Genomic DNA, 16,967 nt, shown 5'->3' on the forward strand with positions numbered 1-16,967 from the left:
CCTTGCCGACCAGTTGACCTGTTACCCATGTCGCCGGTCTATTCTGTTACCCATGTAGCCGGTCAGGACCGAAACTGCGCCTCTCCCTCTGGGAGAGGTGAAGCAAGAGCTGCTACACTCCGTCTGATTCAGCATCGGGACCCCCATGGCACGACGAACCGGCAGCGCCGACCTTCCGCTCCATAACGGGCGCGTGCCCGCGTGGCTGGGCCAGCGCATGTCGGCACTCGGCGCGATCATCACGCAGGCGATCGTCCACCATTACGGGCGCGAGGAGTTCCTGCAGCGCCTCGCCCATCCGTTCTGGTTCCAATCCTTCGGCGCGGTCATGGGTATGGACTGGCATTCCTCTGGAATCACCACATCCGTGATCGGCGCATTGAAGCGCGGGCTCGTGCCGCTGCAAGGCGAGCTCGGCATCTATGTCTGCGGCGGCCGCGGCAGCAACTCGCGCCGCACGCCGGACGAATTGACCGCGCTCGGCGAACGCACCGGCTTCGACGGCGCGGCACTGACACGCGCGAGCCGGCTGGTGGCCAAGGTCGACAGCGCCGCCGTCCAGGACGGCTTCGAGCTCTATCTGCACGGCTTCTTCGTCACCGAGGACAGCAAGTGGACCGTGGTGCAGCAGGGCATGAACGGCGACAAGCGGCAGGCGCGCCGCTATCACTGGCATTCCGAAAACCTGCGCAGCTTCGTCGACGAGCCGCACAGCGCCATCGACGGTCCCGCGCAGGGCGAGATCATCAACCTGACCGACCACCGCGCCGAACGCTCGCGCTCGGCACAGCTCGATCTGCTCGGCGCGCTCGGGCCCGACGGCATCGCACGCGAATATGCCGCGCTTTCGAAGCAGCCCGATCCGCAGCCGGAGCTGCCGCATCTGATCATGCCCGCGCATCACGACGTGCGCGCCAGCGACGTGTTCACGCGCCGCTTGCACGGCACGCTGGCGGCAGCCGCCGAATGCGGCCCGCGCGATTTTCCCGAACTGCTGCTGACATCAGGCGTCGGCGCGCGCACCGTGCAGTCGCTCGCGATGGTCGCCGAAGTCGTCCATGGCGCGCCCTACCGGTTCAAGGATCCCGCGCGGTTCTCGCTCGCCCATGGCGGCAAGGACCGCCATCCCTATCCGGTGCCGATCAAGGTCTACGACGAAACCATCCGCGTGCTGAAATCGGCCGTGCAGCACGCGAGCCTCGGCCGCGACGAAGAGATACAGGCGCTAAAGCGCCTCGACAATCAGGCGCGCCTCTTGGAGCGAACCGCAACCGGCCCATCCTTCGATGCGTTCGTCGCGCAGGAACGCAACCGATCGCCCGCGCTCGGCGGCCGCTCCGTGTTCGGATGGGAGGCGGATATCGCCGGCAGCAAGCGCGCGACATCGGACAAATCGAAGTAGCGCGAATTCACACCACTTGTAGCTGTCGCGCCTCCTTGAGCGCGGACTTGATCAGCGGCCTGATCGCCTTGTCCTCGCGGCCAACCACCACGCCGGCCGCAAGCGCACGCGCCCGCCTGTTCTCGCGCGGCGCCTGCAGCGCCGCCGCCATGGCCATCTTCCGATGCGCAACAAAGTCGTTCAACGCGCCGAGCGCATCCTGGATCTTCTTGAGATGGCTGGACAGGCGCTTGAGCCGCTTTCGGTCGCGCTTGGCCGGAAAAAGCGTCTCAAAGAAGTCAACCGCATACCTGATCTTCTTGATCCTGATCCGGAGCTTGTGCCGCGCGCGCGGCGACAGCCGATCAAGATGCTGGCCTTGCTTGCGCGCCTTCGTGGTACGGCGGTGCAAAACGTCGGTCGCGAATTTTTCGATCGGGATGTCCCCGTGCGCGTTTGGCGAGTTCGGCTTCGACTCGATCCACTCCAGCGTGTCGACCAGCAGCCTGCGGAACCGTTCCGAGCTCACCACCCTCTTCGCTCGCGCAAGGGCATTGGCGCGCTTCTCGCCGAACTCCTCCTTGATGGCCTTGCCGCCACGGCTCAGCGCACGGTCATGCGTGACCGGCTCGACCTGCTCCTTGATGAACACGTCGATTTCGCGCGCAGGCGCGAGCTCAGCCGTGAGCCACTTCAGCTCGCGCTTAAGGGCCCCCGTCCTGGCACGAGGCAGCACCTTGGAGAACAGCGAGATCGCCGCGCGCAGCCGCCGGAGTCCTACCCGCATCTGGTGAACGCCTTCCGCATCAAGATTGCGGACGGTATCCGCGTTTCCAGAGAAATGACGAACCGTCGCGCGGGCGATGACGTGGAACGCCTCGCCCGCTGTCATATCGGCTTCCAACTCGATCGGCTCGGCGAAAACGACCGGTTCCTCGCTACCGCGCACGAGGCCATAGCCGCGGTCCGATTTTGACCGCAAGTCGAGCTCGGCTCCCGACCGTTGCTCGATCGCTCTGGCGACGCGGAACAGATCGGCCAGCCGCCCGCGTTTCAGCTCAAGTTCGAGTTCCTCGACAGGGCTCGCTCGGTGACCCGCGACGATCCTTCCCCGATCGATGGCGAGTTCGATCTCGCTTCTCCTGGTCCGGAGCGGAACGGTGGTGCGATGAATCGCCGTCTTGAACACGGGCTTCAGCTTGCGTTGCAGCTTCCTCGAGGCGAGCGGCTCGAGCGGAGTGTTGTCGGCCTCACGAAGGTCCGGCGTGCCGTTCTTGATCTCGGCTTCCCATTCGCCTCGGCCAAACTGCGCGCCATTCGCCGACTTGATCGTCTGGATGTTCGTACTGCCGTTTTGCCGTACGCGAAGCGTCAGGCCGTGGCGCTTCAGCTTGTGTTTCCCGGTATCGAAATAGGTCGAGAGCAGATCGCTCTCCGACCGTTCACCCATTTTTCCGCCGGGAATGCGCCAGCCGGCGAGAGATTTGAGGTTGCGCGCGGCGACGCGAAATTTCAGTTCCGTCTCGACAGCCATGCTTGCTCCGTATCGCTCTTCGGCCCGCCCGCAAACGTATAACGCGCGAGAGCGGCGAAGAGTGCCGCGCTGCCGATCATAGTTTCACACCGAGAAGGTCGAACCCGCGCTACGGCATCCCTTCTGTCATTCCGGGGCGCGCAACGCGCGAACTATGATGTGCAAGCGCACATCAGAGAATCCATCTTGCGACATATGCAAGCGGTGAAATGGATTCCAGGTTCGATGCTGCGCATCGCCCCGGAATGACCAAGATGCTTGTCTACGGCCTGTCCGAAGGACGGGCGTTGAGCGAAATCAAGTGAGACCCGGAGCATGCGCGGCAGACTGGAACCAACGCAAAAAAGACCGCAAGTTTCCCCTGTGGCCTCAGAGAGGTGTTGCTGATGTACGCGATGGTTCTTCAGGCACCTAACACGCCGCTCGTGCGCGAGCAGCGTCCCGATCCATCGCCCGGACCGAGCGAGGTGCGCATCAAGGTCTCCGCCTGCGGCGTCTGCCGCACCGACCTGCATGTCGTCGACGGCGAATTGCCCGACATCCGCTATCCAATCGTTCCCGGTCACGAGGTCGTCGGCCGCGTCGATGGGCTTGGCGAGGCTGTCGACGGCCTCGCGCCCGGCATGCGCGTCGGCGTGCCCTGGCTCGGCTTCACCTGCGGCACCTGCCCCTATTGCCGCGAAGGCAAGGAGAACCTCTGCGACCATCCACGCTTCACCGGCTACACGCGCGATGGCGGGTTTGCGAGCCACCTGATCGCCGATGCGCGCTATTGCTTTCCGCTCGGCGAGGACGGCGACGATGTCGCGCTGGCGCCGCTGCTCTGCGCCGGCTTGATTGGCTGGCGCTCGCTGGTGATGGCCGGCGACGGCAAGCGCCTCGGCATCTATGGCTTCGGTGCTGCCGGCCACATCATCGCGCAGGTCGCGCGCTGGCAAGGCCGCGAGATCTACGCTTTCACGCGCGACGGCGACACCGAGGCGCAACAGCTCGCTCTGTCGCTTGGCGCCGACTGGGCGGGCGCCTCCGGCGACGAGCCGCCGGCCGAGCTGGACGCCGCCATCATCTATGCGCCGGTTGGTGCCTTGGTGCCGCAGGCGTTGCGAACTTTACGCAAAGGCGGCCGCGTGGTCTGCGCCGGCATCCACATGTCGGACATTCCGTCCTTTCCTTACGACATTCTCTGGGAGGAGCGGCAGATCGTCTCGGTTGCCAATCTGACGCGGCAGGACGGCAGGGATTTTCTGAAGGTGGCGCGCGAGGCTGGCATCGAGACGACGACGACCACCTTTCCGCTGGATCAGGCCAATGAGGCGCTGACGCGCCTGCGCAGCGGCAATCTGGTCGGCGCGGCGGTGTTGCAGCCATGACGCCACCATCCCCGCATCAAGGCACAACCGAGCAGGACCGCGTGCTGGATTTTCTCGGCAAGCCGTCCGGCGGGCATGACACCCAGCGCGTCGATACGCACGGTTCGATCGTGTTCCTGAAGCCCGACCGCGTCTACAAGATCAAGCGCGCCGTACGGTTGCCCTATCTCGATTACTCCTCGCTCGACAAGCGCAAGCACGCCTGCGAGGAGGAGATCGCCGTCAATCGGCGTTTCGCACCAGATATCTATCGCGGCGTCGTGCCGATCACGGAAGGCGAAGCTGGCCCTGAGCTCGGCGGCAAGGGAGACGTCATCGAGTGGGCGGTCGAGATGGCGCGGTTCGACGAGAAGCAGACGCTCGACCATCTGGCGGGGAGAGGCGAGATCACGCCAGAACTGGCCGAGCCGCTGGCCAAGGCGATCGCGGCATCCCATGACAGCGCGCCGGTTTCAGATGGCGAGACCTGGCTCGCGTCGCTTCCTGGCATCATCGAGCGCAACACGATCGCGTTTCGCGGCCATCCCGCGCTTGCCGGCGCCGAGGTCGAGCGGCTGCATGTCCTGAACTGCAATCTGCTCGCCAAGAGCGAACCGCTTCTGAAGCAGCGCGCCGCCGCCAGAATGGTGCGACGATGCCATGGCGACGCGCATCTCGGCAACATCGTGCTGATCGACGGCAAGCCGCGCCTGTTCGATGCGATCGAATTCGATCCCGTCATCGCCACCACGGATGTTCTCTACGACCTCGCCTTTCCGCTGATGGACCTCTTGCATTTCGGCAACCGTGCTGCCGCGAACCGGCTGTTGAATTCCTATCTGCAGGCCACATGGCAGCAGAACGCCGGCGCGCTCGCCTTGCTGCCGCTGTTCCTGTCCATCCGCGCCGCGATCAGGGCCAATGTGCTCCTGACCAAGCATGCGCAGGGCGGCGGCGCCGCCGTGCTGTCGGACGCGCAGTCGTATTTCGAACTCGCACGCGAACTGATCGCGCCGGGACAACCGTCGCTGATCGCAGTCGGCGGTCGCTCCGGCACCGGCAAGAGCGTGCTGGCACGCGCCATCGCCGGACTGGTCCAGCCCGCACCCGGCGCGGTGCTGTTGCGCTCGGATGTGATCCGCAAGGAGATCTTTGGCGTCGGTCCGCTGGTCAAACTGCCCGAGTCGGCTTACGCGCCCGGAACGTCCGAACGCGTCTACGACGCGATGCTGGACCGCGCGCGAGCTGTGCTGGCTCAGGGGCTTTCCGCAGTGGTCGACGCCGCGCTCCTGAAGCAAGACGAGCGAAACCAGCTTCGCCCGCTCGCGGCTTCCCTCGGCGTCGATTTCTTTGGGATATTCCTTGTTGCCGAGACTTCCGTCCGCCTCGCGCGCATCGGCGCGCGCCGGAACGACGCATCCGACGCAACCCAAGACGTAGCGCTATTCCAGGAAAGCATCGACACCGGCGCTGTCGATTGGGCGATCGTGGATGCGTCGGGAACGCCGGAAGAGACGTTGAAGCGGAGCATCCCACATCTTCCACGGGATGGCCTGTAGCCCGGGTGAAGCGGAACGCGTAACCCGGGGCCGCGCGCAACGCTGACCCAGAGGTCCCGGGTTACGCTGGCGCTCCACCCGGGCTACGGGCTAGTGCTGCAGCACGTAGCGGCCGGGCGCAGCCTCCAGCGCGGTGGCGTCCTCGTCCTTGCCGGCGCCGCCCATGGATGGCGGGGAGACCGGTTCGCCGGAATGGGCATTCAGGAACGCGACCCATTCGTGCCACCAGGAGCCTTCGCGCTTTGGCGCGACCTTCAGCCATTCATCCGGCCCGATATAAGGCCCGTCCTTCAGCTTGGTCAGGACCTGGTAGGAATGCCACGGCTCGTTGGGAGCCGCGACGATGCCGGCATTGTGTCCGCCGTTCGTGAGCACAAAGGTCGTGTCCGCATCCGCAAGGAAATGGATCTTGAAGGTCGACTTCCAGGGAGCGACGTGATCGCGAAGCGTGCCGACGACGAACATCGGCGCATGCAGATCGGACAGCGAGATCGGCTGGCCGTCGACGCGATAGCGCCCTTCGGCAAGATCGTTGTCGAGGAAGAGCTGGCGGAGATATTCGGAATGCATTCGATAGGGCATGCGGGTGGCATCCGCATTCCATGCCATGAGGTCGCTGAGCGGCTGCCGCTCTCCGATCAGGTAGTCGCGGATCATCCGCGACCAGATCAGGTCGTTGGAGCGCAGCATCTGAAAGGCGCCCGCCATCTGGTTGGTCTCGAGCACGCCGCGCTGCCACATCATGTCCTCCAGGAACGCGACCTGGCTTTCATTGATGAAGAGCGTGAGCTCGCCGGCCTCGGTGAAATCGGTCTGTGCGGCAAGCAGCGTCACGGTGCGCAGGCAGTCCGGCTTCCCCTTGCTCAGCCGCGCCGCCGCAATCGACAGCAGCGTGCCGCCGAGGCAGTAGCCGGTGGCGTGAATCGGCTGGCCGGGGACGATCCGGTTGATGACCTCGATCGCGGCATCGACGCCAAGCCGGCGATAGTCTTCGAGACTGATGTCGCGGTCCTCGGGCGTCGGGTTGCGCCAGGATATCATGAAGACGGTAAAGCCGTTCTCGACCAGGAAACGCACCAGCGAATTGTGCGGCGACAAATCGAGGATGTAGTATTTCATGATCCAGGCCGGCACGATCAGGACCGGCTCGGGTCGGACTTGCGACGTGGTCGGCGAATACTGGATCAGCTCGATCAGTTCGTTGCGATAGATCAACTTGCCCTTGGTGACGGCGACGTTCTGGCCGACGGCGAACTCATGTTCCAGCCCGTGACCGGTCACCAGCGCCTTCCAGTCCTCGAGCCAGTTGTGCAGGCCGCCGACGAAGTTGCCGCCGCCGGTCTCCATGATCTTGCGCAGCACCTCGGGATTGGTCAGCGCGAAATTCGTCGGCGCCAGCACATCCAGCCACTGCCGGATCGCGAAATCCGCGATCGCCGCATCGTGCCGCGCCACGCCATGAACATCAGTGGTCGCGGATTGCCACCATCGCTCGGTCAACAGGAATGCCTGCGCCAGCATGTTGAAGGCCGGCAATTCCCAATCCGGCTCGGAAAACCGCCGGTCGTTCGGCGCCGGCGCGATCATGCTCCAGGTGCGATAGACCGGATGCGGGCTCGCGAGTGTCTCGAAAAACTGCATCGCGTCGCGGATCGCATCCCGTGTCAGCGTAAGCTGCTTGCCCGGCGAGATCGCCAAATGGAGCTGCCAGTCGAGCATCGCCAGCGTCAGCGCGGCGGGAGACAAGCCGCCGGTCCAGCGGGCGATCGTGGCATGGGCGAGGTGATCGATCACGTCGAATGCCGATACCGGCTCGGACGGTGCTCGTACCGCGCCGTCCTGCGACCGCGGCTTGACCGGCTCGAATGTGACGACTTTGGAATCCATGGCCTGCGCTGTCATACCAATCTCCATTGGTTCCATTTACGCTAGCACCGCCACGGACCGTTTGAGCTGCGTCAAACTGGTTTGCCACGGCCTCCCGTATGGATCAGGCGGTCCGAACCGCGTGCAGCGAATTGCGTCCACGACGGATGCTGCGCTCCCTCTCCCGCTTGCGGGAGAGGGTTGGGGTGAGGGCCCTCTCCACGAGTCCCCCAGTAGAGAGAGCCCTCACCCGGCGCTGGCGCGCCGACCTCTCCCGCAAGCGGGAGAGGTGAAGTCAACGCGCTCCAGCTTTAAGCGAAGCCGAAAAATTCCTTGCCGCGGGCGATGATCTCCTTGTCGGTCGGGTGATCGCTCGCCTCGACGCGCAGGATGATGTTCGGGTGCGTGTCCTGCAGATGGTGCAGCAGCTCGGTCTTCTCGTTCCCCGGCCCCATGATCAGGACATTCGTGCAATTCTGCAACGCCTGGCCGATCGTCACCAAAAAGTTTGGATCGCTCTCGACCTTGCCCGCGCCGACGCTGTTGGCCTTGTGATGCAGATGGGACGAGGCAAGGTGGGCGGGCACCACGATGGTGTCGACGCCGGTCAATCCCATCCCGAAGATCTTGGCGGTGAGATGATCGATCCAGACGATGGCATGGGCATGCGTCGTGGTCGTCTTCGGCGTAGCGGTGCTGGACATTGCTTCTCCTTGCTCCAATTCAGCGGTCTTGGTGGATTCGATGGCGCTCAGCCGCCCATATATTGGCCGCCATTGATCGACAGCGTCGATCCGGTGATGTAGCCGGCCTCGTCGGCGGCGAGAAAGACGACGGCGCGCGCGATTTCCTCGGGCCGGCCGAGCCTGCCGACCGGAATCTGCGGCAGGATCACGTCCTTCATGACCTCCGGCGAGACCGCATCCAGCATCTCGGTATGGGTATAGCCTGGACAGATCGCGTTGACGGTGATGCCGACCTTCGCGCTCTCGAGCGCAAGTGCCCGCGTGAAGCCGAGCTCGCCGGCCTTCGCGGCCGAATAATTCGTTTGTCCGAACTGGCCCTTCTGGCCGTTGATCGACGCGATGTTGACGATGCGGCCGAACTTGCGCGACCGCATGCCCTCGATCACGGACCGGCACATGTTGAACAAGGCGTTGAGGTCGGTATTGATCACCGCATCCCATTGCGCCTTCGTCATCTTGTGCAGGCTGCTGTCGCTGATGATGCCGGCATTGTTCACGAGAATTTCGATCGGACCGAGCGCGGCTTCCACTTGCTTCACGCCGGCGCCGCAGGCGGCGAAATCGCCGACATCCCATTGAAACACCGGTATGGCTGTTTCAGCGTGAAACGCCTCCGCGGCCTTGGTGTTGCCGGCATAGGTCGCCGCGACGCGGTAACCTGCGGATTGAAGCGCCCGTGCGATCGCGGCGCCAATCCCCCGAACGCCGCCCGTAACCAATGCAACGCGTGCCATGTCGATCCTCCCTTGCGTCTGCAACCTGGCCGTGAACCAATAGGGAAGGGAGGCCGAATGCCCTTTGATGTGGGTCAACAAGGGGAGGAAACTGCGCTGACATAGTGAGTTCGCCAACGACGTGAAGCGCCCCGCAGGCGGCTTTCGTCCGTCATCACGGAGAGATCCATGTACAGGAACATTCTGGCGCTGGTGCCCACGGAATTGTCGGCGCGTCCGGTCGCCGATGGCTCGATATCGCTCGCGGCCGCATGCAAGGCCGAGCTCGAGGCGCTGGCGATAGGCTACGAGGTAAGCAGCATACCGATGACGGCGGAAGGCGGCGCCGCGGTCGGCTCCATCTACGAGATCGAGCGACAGCGCGCGTTCGAGCGTGCTGACGGCGCGTTGCGCATGTTCGAGGCGCAGGCAAAGAATGCAGGCATCACCTACCGCTGTCGCGCCCTCAGCGCGCTTCCGGGCGAGGCGGTCGAGATCGTCGGCGCGGCCGCGAGGCTGCACGACCTGACGATCGTGTCGCAGCCCGAGGTCGATCGCGATACCTTCGACAACAACCTCGCCCAGGAAACCCTGTTCGAAGCCGGCGGTCCGGTGCTGTTCATGCCCTACACGTTCAAGGGCGCGTTCGCGGCCAAGCGGATCGGCATCTGCTGGGATGGCAGCCGCGTTGCGGCACGCGCCCTGCACGACGCCATGCCGTTCCTGAAGGCGGCCGAGGCGCTGACGGTCATCACCGTCAACGAAGACGACAACGTGCCGAGCGAGGCGTCGCCGACCCATCTCGCGCGATACCTCGCGCATGTCGGCGTCCCGGTCCATCTGACCTCGCTCAGGATGGATGATGCCGAAATCCAGCCGGGCATCCTGTCGCTTGCGGCCGACGAGTCGCTCGATCTCCTGGTGATGGGCGGCTACGGGCATTCGCGCCTCAAGGAGACCGTGCTCGGCGGCGTCACGCGCGACATGCTGCGCTCGATGACCGTGCCGACGCTGATGTCGCACTAGATTCTTTGTTTTGACGCGTTTTCTTTACGCGAACCGGTATCCACTTCGCTCGAAAACGCTCCAGCTCCAGGAGACACGCATGCGCGCCCACCAGATCATGAGCAGGGACGTCATCACCATCAGCCCTCATGCATCCATCATGGATGCCGCCAACATCATGCTGCGCTGTCACCTGAGCGGCCTGCCGGTGATGGGCGAAGATGGTATGCTCAAGGGCATCGTCTCCGAGGGCGACTTCCTTCGCCGCGGCGAGATCGGCACCGGGCGCCGGCGCCCGGGCTGGCTGCAGTTCTTCGCCGGGCCCGGCCGCGCGGCGATCGATTTCGTGCATGAACGTGGGCGTCACGTCGAAGACGTCATGACGCCCGATCCGATCACGGTGGACGAGCAGACCCCGTTGGACGAGCTCGTGCGCATCATGGAAAAGAAGGGCGTGAAGCGCCTGCCGGTGATGAGCGGCAAGATGCTCGTCGGCATCATCACCCGCGCCAGCATCCTTCAGGCGGTCGCGAGCCTCGCCGAGGAAATCCCCAACCCGACCGCTGACGACCAGCATATCCGCGATCGTATCCTGCGTCAGATCCAGGACACGGACTGGCGGCCCGCCGGCTTCCAGGTCACCGTGCGCAACGGCGTCGTTCATCTCCATGGCGTCATCTTCGACGACAGCACGCGCAAGGCGGCCATCGTGCTCGCCGAGAACACCGCCGGCGTTAAGGCGGTCCACGACCATCTCTGCTTCGTGGATACTTATTCGGGCTACTACGTGGAGCCGCCGGAAGACGTCGGGGCGGCGAGGTGAACCGCCCCCTCCGGGAGCTCTGCCGATTCCGTGATTTCTAACTACGCCTCGTGAAGCGATCTTCCGAAAGCGGCCGATCTCTTTCGGAAATGCACGCAACGTGGGCGCATCAAGATTGATGCGTCGAGGATCGACGGCAAGCGCATATCGAAAAAGTACGACCGACATTCCGGATCGAACGAAAAGTTCTTGCGCATTCTGGCGAAGCCTTATCGGCTGGCGTATCCTTCGCGTAAGTATGGCGCGGCTTCAACGCAGCCGCCGCACGGAAATTCGTTCAAGATCGGACTATCGCCATGCTCAACGATGGGCGAGCATTTGACAGCGAGACGATAACGGCCGGCAGCCCGGGCATCTTGTCGGAGCGACCGCAAGCTATCGCGCGTGGATGGCGCTTTGCGCCGCGTTGGCATCAGCGCACAAGGCGCATCGTCACGGGAATAGCCGGGCTCGCTGCGGTGGGGACGGTATTGGGTGGCCTGACCGGCTATTGGACGACCTACAAGGCTCTCAATGACTGGATCAGCCGCAGAGAGGTGGTGATGCCGGCGCCGCGCCTCTCCATTGCCGTCCTGCCTTTCGAAAATCTCAGTGGCGATCCGGCGCAGAATTATTTCGGCGATGCGGTCGTCGAGAACCTGACGACCGACTTGTCGGTCAACATCCCCGCTCTTGTCGTCATCACCGGCGGCTCGGCACTGACAGACAGAAACCAGAGGATCGACCCCAAACGGATCGGTCAGGAGCTGAATGTCCGCTACCTGCTGCTCGGTTCGGTGCTTCGCTCCGCCGACCAGCTTCGCGTCAATGCGCGCCTGGTCGACGCCGAAAGCGGCGAGCAGTTGTGGGCGGATCGCTTCGACGGAAGCGCGGCCGATCTACTAAAGTTGCAGGATCAGGTCACATCCCGCATTTCCAGCTCGCTTCAATCCACCTTGCCGATCGCCTGGATGCGCAAGACACAGATGACGACGACCACGCTGCTGTCGATGTGACTTGACGCGGCGTCATCGCAGGAGAGGCCCGACAATCCCTACAATATGGTCGGATATTTTTTCTTCAGAAGAGAAGCAAACTTTCTGACGGCTCATGCGTTGAGGCGGATAACCCGAAAGCTATACGAAGGTATACGCAGGGGCATACTAACGACTTCCCTCACAGTTTTATTCTCGACCAACTCTTTCAGAACTAAAGCAAATTCGTCTCGACGCGCGGGCGACCGCGCTGCGGCCCTTTGCAATATCTAACACCCGCTAAGCATCTATAACGAGCATCATAGCGCGAAGGGCATATGCTCTTCAGCATCGCAACTGTTGCATTCGCAAAGTTCCTCAGTCGCAGGCGATGAAGCAGGCCGACTGAAACTAGAAAGGATGAGCGATGCTTACGCAGGCTTTCAACGAGAGGCTGGGCCACCCTCACGTCAGCCTTCCGATCGGCTCGGAAACGCACCACGTCCATCCTGACACCGAAGGGCTCCGCCAGGAGCACAGGTGGCGCGATCTGAAACCGGATGATGCGGCTGCGATCGGGGAGATCGCAATTTCGCGTTGGGCGGGTTCGCAAGACGGTTCCCGATACGAGGAGGCGGCAACGCCGCCCGGTCGATATGTGGTGGCGATCGCCCTGAAGAGCACGCGCCTCACCCTGACACGGGGACGGCAGATCATCTTCGATGGGGTCATGCCGGCGGGCACCCTGCATGTCACGGCGCCTTCGACCCAGCTCGGTGCGCAGTTTCACGCCCCCTACGACTTCCTGCACTTCCATGTCTCCGCCGACTATCTTCGCGGGCACCGCGCCGCGGCGGAGTCCTGCTCGACCGGCGAAGATCTGGGCGACCTGATCCTGCTGCGGGACTCCTTTGCCGAGCAGCTCGGCAGGGCGCTGATCGAGCGCGGCAATGCCAGGGACCCGGCTTTCACCCGCTGCATTGGTCAAACGCTGGCCATGCATATCGCCAGGCTCGAGACGCCGCGAAGCAAGGTCAACGCGCTGCCGAAATGGCGGCTCAGGCGTGTCGAGGAGTATGTCAACGCAAACTACCATCGCAGCGTCAGCCTTGCCGATCTGGCCAAGGCCGCCGGCCTCTCCCGCATGCATTTTGCGGCCCAATTCCGGGCAGCGACAGGTTTCCGTCCGCGCGAATATCTGCTGCATCGGCGCGTCGACCGCGCGAAGTCGATCCTGTCCGACGGCCAGACGCCCCTCGCCGAGGTCGCATTGGCGGTAGGCTTCTGCACCCAGGCGCATTTCTCGACCGTCTTCAAGCGCATCACCGGGGAAACGCCGGCGCGCTGGCGCACCGCCAGCCGAAGCGCATCGCCCTCGCCGATCGACCAGAGCGTCCGGACAAAGATTCCCTTCCGCCGGCCACGGGCTGAAGTACGGCGCGCGGATCATCTCATTGCTGCGGGCGGTCACGCTTCGCTGTGAAAGCACCTGAGGCGGTGTCGCAAATTGCGACACCGGCCGCCCCATAGTCATTTGCAATCATTCGATTGAAAATCGGCATCACCGCCGTGGCAGCGTGCGCCGCGCATCGCCGCTTTTGCCGCGCGGAGCGATATTATTCCTATTTCGACCTGTCGGACGCAGAGCTGTCGGGTGACACCTTCGGTTATCGTGTAACACCTTTGGCTAAGGTTGCTAGGCGTCCGGAAAGCAATATGATGCCCGTAATTGGTCCCTCGACGATCTCAGGTCATTTGGAGTTCGGACGGGCACCGCGACCTGCTGCTCCGGTACGCATCAAGCTGATGCAGTGAAGGACGGAGAGCGTCGGCCACTTGCTTGATTGAGGTCCCGAACATGGGCGACCGCACGCAACGTGCCGTCCGCGAGGCCGGTCGGGGTTCGGCCGCGCCGGGGACCGTTTGCTTCGGTCCGTTTCGGCTGCATGCTGGGCAAAGAACGCTGGAGAAGGACGGCAGTCCGATTCAGCTCGGCGGCCGGGCGCTTGATCTTCTGATCGCTCTGGTCGAGCGTGCGGGCACGGTGGTCAGCAAGAATGACCTGTTGGCCAAGGTATGGCCCGACATCATCGTCGATGAAGGCAGCCTCCGGGTTCAGATCGCGGGCCTTCGGAAAGCGCTTGGCGACGGCGAGGCAGGCGCGAGATACCTGACTACGGTTTCGGGGCAGGGCTACTGTTTCGTCGGACGGCTTTCGCATCCGAACGATCAGGAACAGTCCTCGATCGGACCGGTCTCCGAACCGCCCCACAATCTGCCGGCGCGGCCGATGCGAATGGTGGGACGCGACCAGACCGTTCGCGACATATCGGCCAAGCTGAGGAGCGAGCGTTTCGTCACCGTCGTCGGCCCCGGCGGCGTCGGCAAGACCACGGTGGCGGTCTCCGTCGGCCATGAATTGCTCGAAGAGTTCGCCGGCGCGGTCCGCTTCCTCGACTTTGGGACACTCCATGACCCCGCACTCGTTCCAAATGTCGTCGCCTCGGCGCTCGGCCTCCTCGGCCAGGCCGGTGATCCCTCCGACAGTCTGGTGAACCTGCTCCGCGACAAGCGGATGCTGCTGATACTGGATTGTTGCGAGCATGTGATCGAGACATCGGCCGCGCTGGCCGAACGTCTCTATGCGGAGGCGCCGCAGCTCCATATCCTGGCCACCAGCCGGGAGTCGCTGCGGGTCGAGGGCGAGCATGTTCACCGTCTGCAGCCGCTCTTGAGCCCGCCTGATGACGCAGGCCTGACGGCCGCGCAAGCACTCGCCTTTTCCGCAGTCCAGCTATTCGTGGAGCGCGCGGCTGCGAGTGGCGGCCGTTTCGTCGAACTGAACGACGCGGACGCGCGCCTGGTCGGCGAGATCTGCCGCAGGCTGGATGGCATTGCACTGGCGATCGAGCTCGCCGCCAGCCGCGCCAGCGCCTCCACTATCAAGGACACGGTCGCGCTCTTGAACGACGCGTTCAAGCTCCTGGGCGAGGGACAGCACGCCGTGCTGCCACGGCATCAGACCCTGCGCGCGACGCTCGACTGGAGCTACAAGCTGCTGTCGGAGCCGGAGCGTATGGTGCTGCGGCGGGTGGCCGTGTTTGCCGGCACCTTCACCCTGGAAGCCGCCCGCTCGGTCGCGGGCGCAGAGGACGCTGACGATGGGCAGGTGATCGCGGCCGTTGCCAGCCTTGTTGCAAAATCCATGCTTGCGGCAGGCCCAACCGGCGCATCGACGCGATACAGGTTGCTCGATACGGCACGGGCCTATGCCCTGGAACGGCTTGCCGCAAGCATGGATGCCGATGCGACGGCGCGGCGGCATGCCCGCTATTTCCTGCATCTGCTGCAGGAGATCTGCAACGGCTCGACCGCCTCATCGGAATCGAACCGCTTTGCGGCAATCGCCGACCAGTTCGGAAACATACGCGCGGCGCTGACCTGGTGCTTCTCCGAACGCGGCGACCACGCAACGGGCGTCGCGCTGGCTGCGGCGGCCATGCCTTTTTTCCTCAAATTGTCCCTGTTCGCCGAATGCCAGCTCTGGGCCAAGCGCGCGATCGCACAGCTTGAAGCGGCAAATCACAGCCTGAAATACGACCTCGACCTTCACGCCGCCCTGGGCCTGGCTTTGTTGCTCACAAAAGGGACCACCGACGACGTCCACGCTTTTCTGACGCGAGCGCTTCGAATAGCCGAAGAAATCGGCGACGTACCCAGCCAGCTTCGCCTGATCGAGCGGGTTCACGTGTTCCAGATGAGGGCGGGAAATTTCACGGAAGCCCTGGCGCTCGCCAAACGAGGCGAAGCCGTCGCGTCCGATCACGGCGACCGCATTAAACTTGCCCATATGCGGATTGCGCTCGGTGTCTCCTGCCATCTTGCTGGAGAGGCGCGGCTGGCCCGGTCCTATGTGGAATCCGCGTTGTTGCAGTTGCCGGGATCGGAACCTGATGTCGATGATCCCCTGAACTACGACTACTTCAGTCGCGCACGGATCACCCTGGCTCGTATCCTGTGGCTTCAGGGATATCCCGATCAGGCGGTCGACACGGCGCGGCGAGCCATCGCCGACACGATGCGTATCGGTCATCCTGCCAAGCTCTGCATGGCGCTGCTTTGGGCATTCTCGATCTTTGTCTGGAACTCGGAGACGGAGAATTACGAAGAATACGCCGACAGACTTATCCTGGAGGCGAGCAAGCACGCGCTGGGGCCGTACCAGACGATTGGCTACGGGACAAAAGGCGTTGTCCTGGTGGCGCAAGGCCAGGTCGAGACCGGGATTGCGCTGCTGCGGGGCGCGCTCGAAGTCATGCACAGCCATCGATACGGCTCGCTCGCGGATTTCCGCATCGCGCTGGCGCAAGCGCTCGCCACCATCGGGCAGGAAAAGGAGGCGCTGGATACGATCGATCTGGCAATCGCCCGTGTCGGGCACAACAAGGATATGTTCTGCATGCCCGAGCTGCTGCGCGCAAAGGCGGACGTGCTGCTCTCCGCGAGGAGCCCTGATCTGGAGCAGCCAGAGCGCTGCCTCAAGGAGTCGATCGACCTGGCCCGGCGCCAATCGGCGCTCGCCATGGAGCTGGTTGCCGCGACCTGCCTCGCGAGACTTTGGCTCGGGCAGGATCGCGCCGCCGAGGCACGCCAGCTCCTCGCGCCGACCTATGCCCGCTTTACCGAGGGGTTCAACAGCCCCGCGCTCAGGGCGGCAAGGGCGCTATTGGATGAGCTGAGCTCGCAACATCCTGATACGTCGACGGACGCAAGACTGGCCGTTCGGGGATAAGACACCGAACGCATCCGCTCGACGCCGATCTGCGTCCATCCGGCAACCGCGATCATGCGAACTCGAAATGAAGGTGCAGATCCGAAAGACGCGAGCCATCCGATCCGGCATGTTCTATCGCGTAAGCATTCAAGACCACCAGCTTGCGCCATGGGCTCGCAGCGCCCCTCCCAAGGCAACGAGCCCACGGGGGCCGTCCTATCCCCCCGCCCCATCCCCGGGACGGCCCCCCTTTCCTCTCCATAC

At 63.8% G+C, this 16,967-nt stretch carries 13 protein-coding genes; 9 read left to right on the forward strand and 4 right to left on the reverse strand.

Going from position 1 to position 16,967, the window contains the following annotated elements:
* Positions 1–145: 145 nt before the first annotated feature.
* Positions 146–1,402 carry a DUF763 domain-containing protein gene (locus OZ411_RS28325; protein ID WP_282530601.1) on the forward strand — a complete coding sequence of 419 codons (1,257 nt, stop codon included), beginning with the start codon at positions 146–148 and terminating at the stop codon, positions 1,400–1,402.
* Positions 1,403–1,409: 7 nt separating this feature from the next.
* Here the strand turns inward: OZ411_RS28325 and OZ411_RS28330 are convergent, their stop codons facing one another.
* Positions 1,410–2,915 (reverse strand): CHAD domain-containing protein, encoded by a 1,506-nt coding sequence (locus OZ411_RS28330; protein ID WP_282530602.1) that lies wholly within the window; start codon positions 2,913–2,915, stop codon positions 1,410–1,412.
* A 386-nt stretch (positions 2,916–3,301) separates the two neighbouring features.
* Here OZ411_RS28330 and OZ411_RS28335 point away from each other — a divergent pair, with 386 nt between their 5' ends.
* Together OZ411_RS28335 and OZ411_RS28340 are read left to right on the forward strand one after the other, a co-directional pair.
* Positions 3,302–4,285, forward strand: a complete 984-nt coding sequence (locus OZ411_RS28335) for a zinc-dependent alcohol dehydrogenase family protein (protein WP_282530603.1) — start codon at positions 3,302–3,304, stop codon at positions 4,283–4,285.
* Positions 4,282–5,823, forward strand: a complete 1,542-nt coding sequence (locus OZ411_RS28340) for a bifunctional aminoglycoside phosphotransferase/ATP-binding protein (RefSeq protein ID WP_282530604.1) — start codon at positions 4,282–4,284, stop codon at positions 5,821–5,823. The genes OZ411_RS28335 and OZ411_RS28340 overlap by 4 nt, the downstream gene beginning before the upstream one ends.
* A 90-nt stretch (positions 5,824–5,913) precedes the next feature.
* Here OZ411_RS28340 and OZ411_RS28345 read toward each other — a convergent pair whose 3' ends face one another.
* From OZ411_RS28345 to phbB, 3 genes are all read right to left on the reverse strand, one after another.
* Positions 5,914–7,725 (reverse strand): alpha/beta fold hydrolase, encoded by a 1,812-nt coding sequence (locus OZ411_RS28345; protein ID WP_282530605.1) that lies wholly within the window; start codon positions 7,723–7,725, stop codon positions 5,914–5,916.
* 275 nt (positions 7,726–8,000) lie between these two features.
* Entirely contained in the window at positions 8,001–8,393 is a 393-nt protein-coding gene (locus tag OZ411_RS28350) for a hypothetical protein (RefSeq protein ID WP_282530606.1), read from the reverse strand.
* Between the two features lie 47 nt (positions 8,394–8,440).
* The gene (gene phbB / locus OZ411_RS28355; RefSeq protein WP_130583949.1) at positions 8,441–9,169 is read right to left on the reverse strand and encodes an acetoacetyl-CoA reductase; all 729 of its coding nucleotides are present in this window, start codon (positions 9,167–9,169) and stop codon (positions 8,441–8,443) included.
* Between the two features lie 168 nt (positions 9,170–9,337).
* Between phbB and OZ411_RS28360 the strand changes: the two genes are divergently transcribed.
* The 6 genes from OZ411_RS28360 to OZ411_RS28385 all read left to right on the forward strand — a co-directional run bounded on the left by OZ411_RS28360 (position 9,338) and on the right by OZ411_RS28385 (position 16,721).
* On the forward strand, positions 9,338–10,174 hold the full coding sequence (locus tag OZ411_RS28360) for a universal stress protein (RefSeq protein ID WP_282530607.1): 837 nt from the start codon (positions 9,338–9,340) through the stop codon (positions 10,172–10,174).
* Positions 10,175–10,253: 79 nt separating this feature from the next.
* Positions 10,254–10,976 carry a CBS domain-containing protein gene (locus OZ411_RS28365; protein WP_282530608.1) on the forward strand — a complete coding sequence of 241 codons (723 nt, stop codon included), beginning with the start codon at positions 10,254–10,256 and terminating at the stop codon, positions 10,974–10,976.
* Positions 10,977–11,446: 470 nt separating this feature from the next.
* Positions 11,447–11,971 carry a FlgO family outer membrane protein gene (locus OZ411_RS28370; protein WP_130579084.1) on the forward strand — a complete coding sequence of 175 codons (525 nt, stop codon included), beginning with the start codon at positions 11,447–11,449 and terminating at the stop codon, positions 11,969–11,971.
* A 385-nt stretch (positions 11,972–12,356) separates the two neighbouring features.
* A complete protein-coding gene (locus OZ411_RS28375) occupies positions 12,357–13,412 on the forward strand; it encodes an AraC family transcriptional regulator (protein WP_130579082.1) in 1,056 nt (351 codons plus the stop codon).
* A 65-nt stretch (positions 13,413–13,477) separates the two neighbouring features.
* On the forward strand, positions 13,478–13,744 hold the full coding sequence (locus OZ411_RS28380) for a hypothetical protein (protein ID WP_130579080.1): 267 nt from the start codon (positions 13,478–13,480) through the stop codon (positions 13,742–13,744).
* Between the two features lie 43 nt (positions 13,745–13,787).
* Positions 13,788–16,721 carry a winged helix-turn-helix domain-containing protein gene (locus OZ411_RS28385; RefSeq protein ID WP_282530609.1) on the forward strand — a complete coding sequence of 978 codons (2,934 nt, stop codon included), beginning with the start codon at positions 13,788–13,790 and terminating at the stop codon, positions 16,719–16,721.
* The last annotated feature ends 246 nt before the right edge of the window (positions 16,722–16,967 follow it).

The sequence above is a fragment of the Bradyrhizobium sp. Arg237L genome (genome assembly GCF_029990105.1).
Lineage (GTDB): Bacteria > Pseudomonadota > Alphaproteobacteria > Rhizobiales > Xanthobacteraceae > Bradyrhizobium.

Excerpts from the sequence above, each read along its gene's own strand:
- OZ411_RS28375 (WP_130579082.1), top strand. The coding sequence starts at position 12,357 with ATGCTTACGCAGGCTTTCAACGAGAGGCTGGGCCACCCTCACGTCAGC.
- OZ411_RS28365 (WP_282530608.1), top strand. The coding sequence starts at position 10,254 with ATGCGCGCCCACCAGATCATGAGCAGGGACGTCATCACCATCAGCCCT.
- phbB (WP_130583949.1), bottom strand. The coding sequence starts at position 9,169 with ATGGCACGCGTTGCATTGGTTACGGGCGGCGTTCGGGGGATTGGCGCC.
- OZ411_RS28340 (WP_282530604.1), top strand. The coding sequence starts at position 4,282 with ATGACGCCACCATCCCCGCATCAAGGCACAACCGAGCAGGACCGCGTG.
- OZ411_RS28330 (WP_282530602.1), bottom strand. The coding sequence starts at position 2,915 with ATGGCTGTCGAGACGGAACTGAAATTTCGCGTCGCCGCGCGCAACCTC.
- OZ411_RS28385 (WP_282530609.1), top strand. The coding sequence starts at position 13,788 with ATGGGCGACCGCACGCAACGTGCCGTCCGCGAGGCCGGTCGGGGTTCG.
- OZ411_RS28360 (WP_282530607.1), top strand. The coding sequence starts at position 9,338 with ATGTACAGGAACATTCTGGCGCTGGTGCCCACGGAATTGTCGGCGCGT.
- OZ411_RS28345 (WP_282530605.1), bottom strand. The coding sequence starts at position 7,725 with ATGACAGCGCAGGCCATGGATTCCAAAGTCGTCACATTCGAGCCGGTC.
- OZ411_RS28325 (WP_282530601.1), top strand. The coding sequence starts at position 146 with ATGGCACGACGAACCGGCAGCGCCGACCTTCCGCTCCATAACGGGCGC.
- OZ411_RS28335 (WP_282530603.1), top strand. The coding sequence starts at position 3,302 with ATGTACGCGATGGTTCTTCAGGCACCTAACACGCCGCTCGTGCGCGAG.
- OZ411_RS28350 (WP_282530606.1), bottom strand. The coding sequence starts at position 8,393 with ATGTCCAGCACCGCTACGCCGAAGACGACCACGACGCATGCCCATGCC.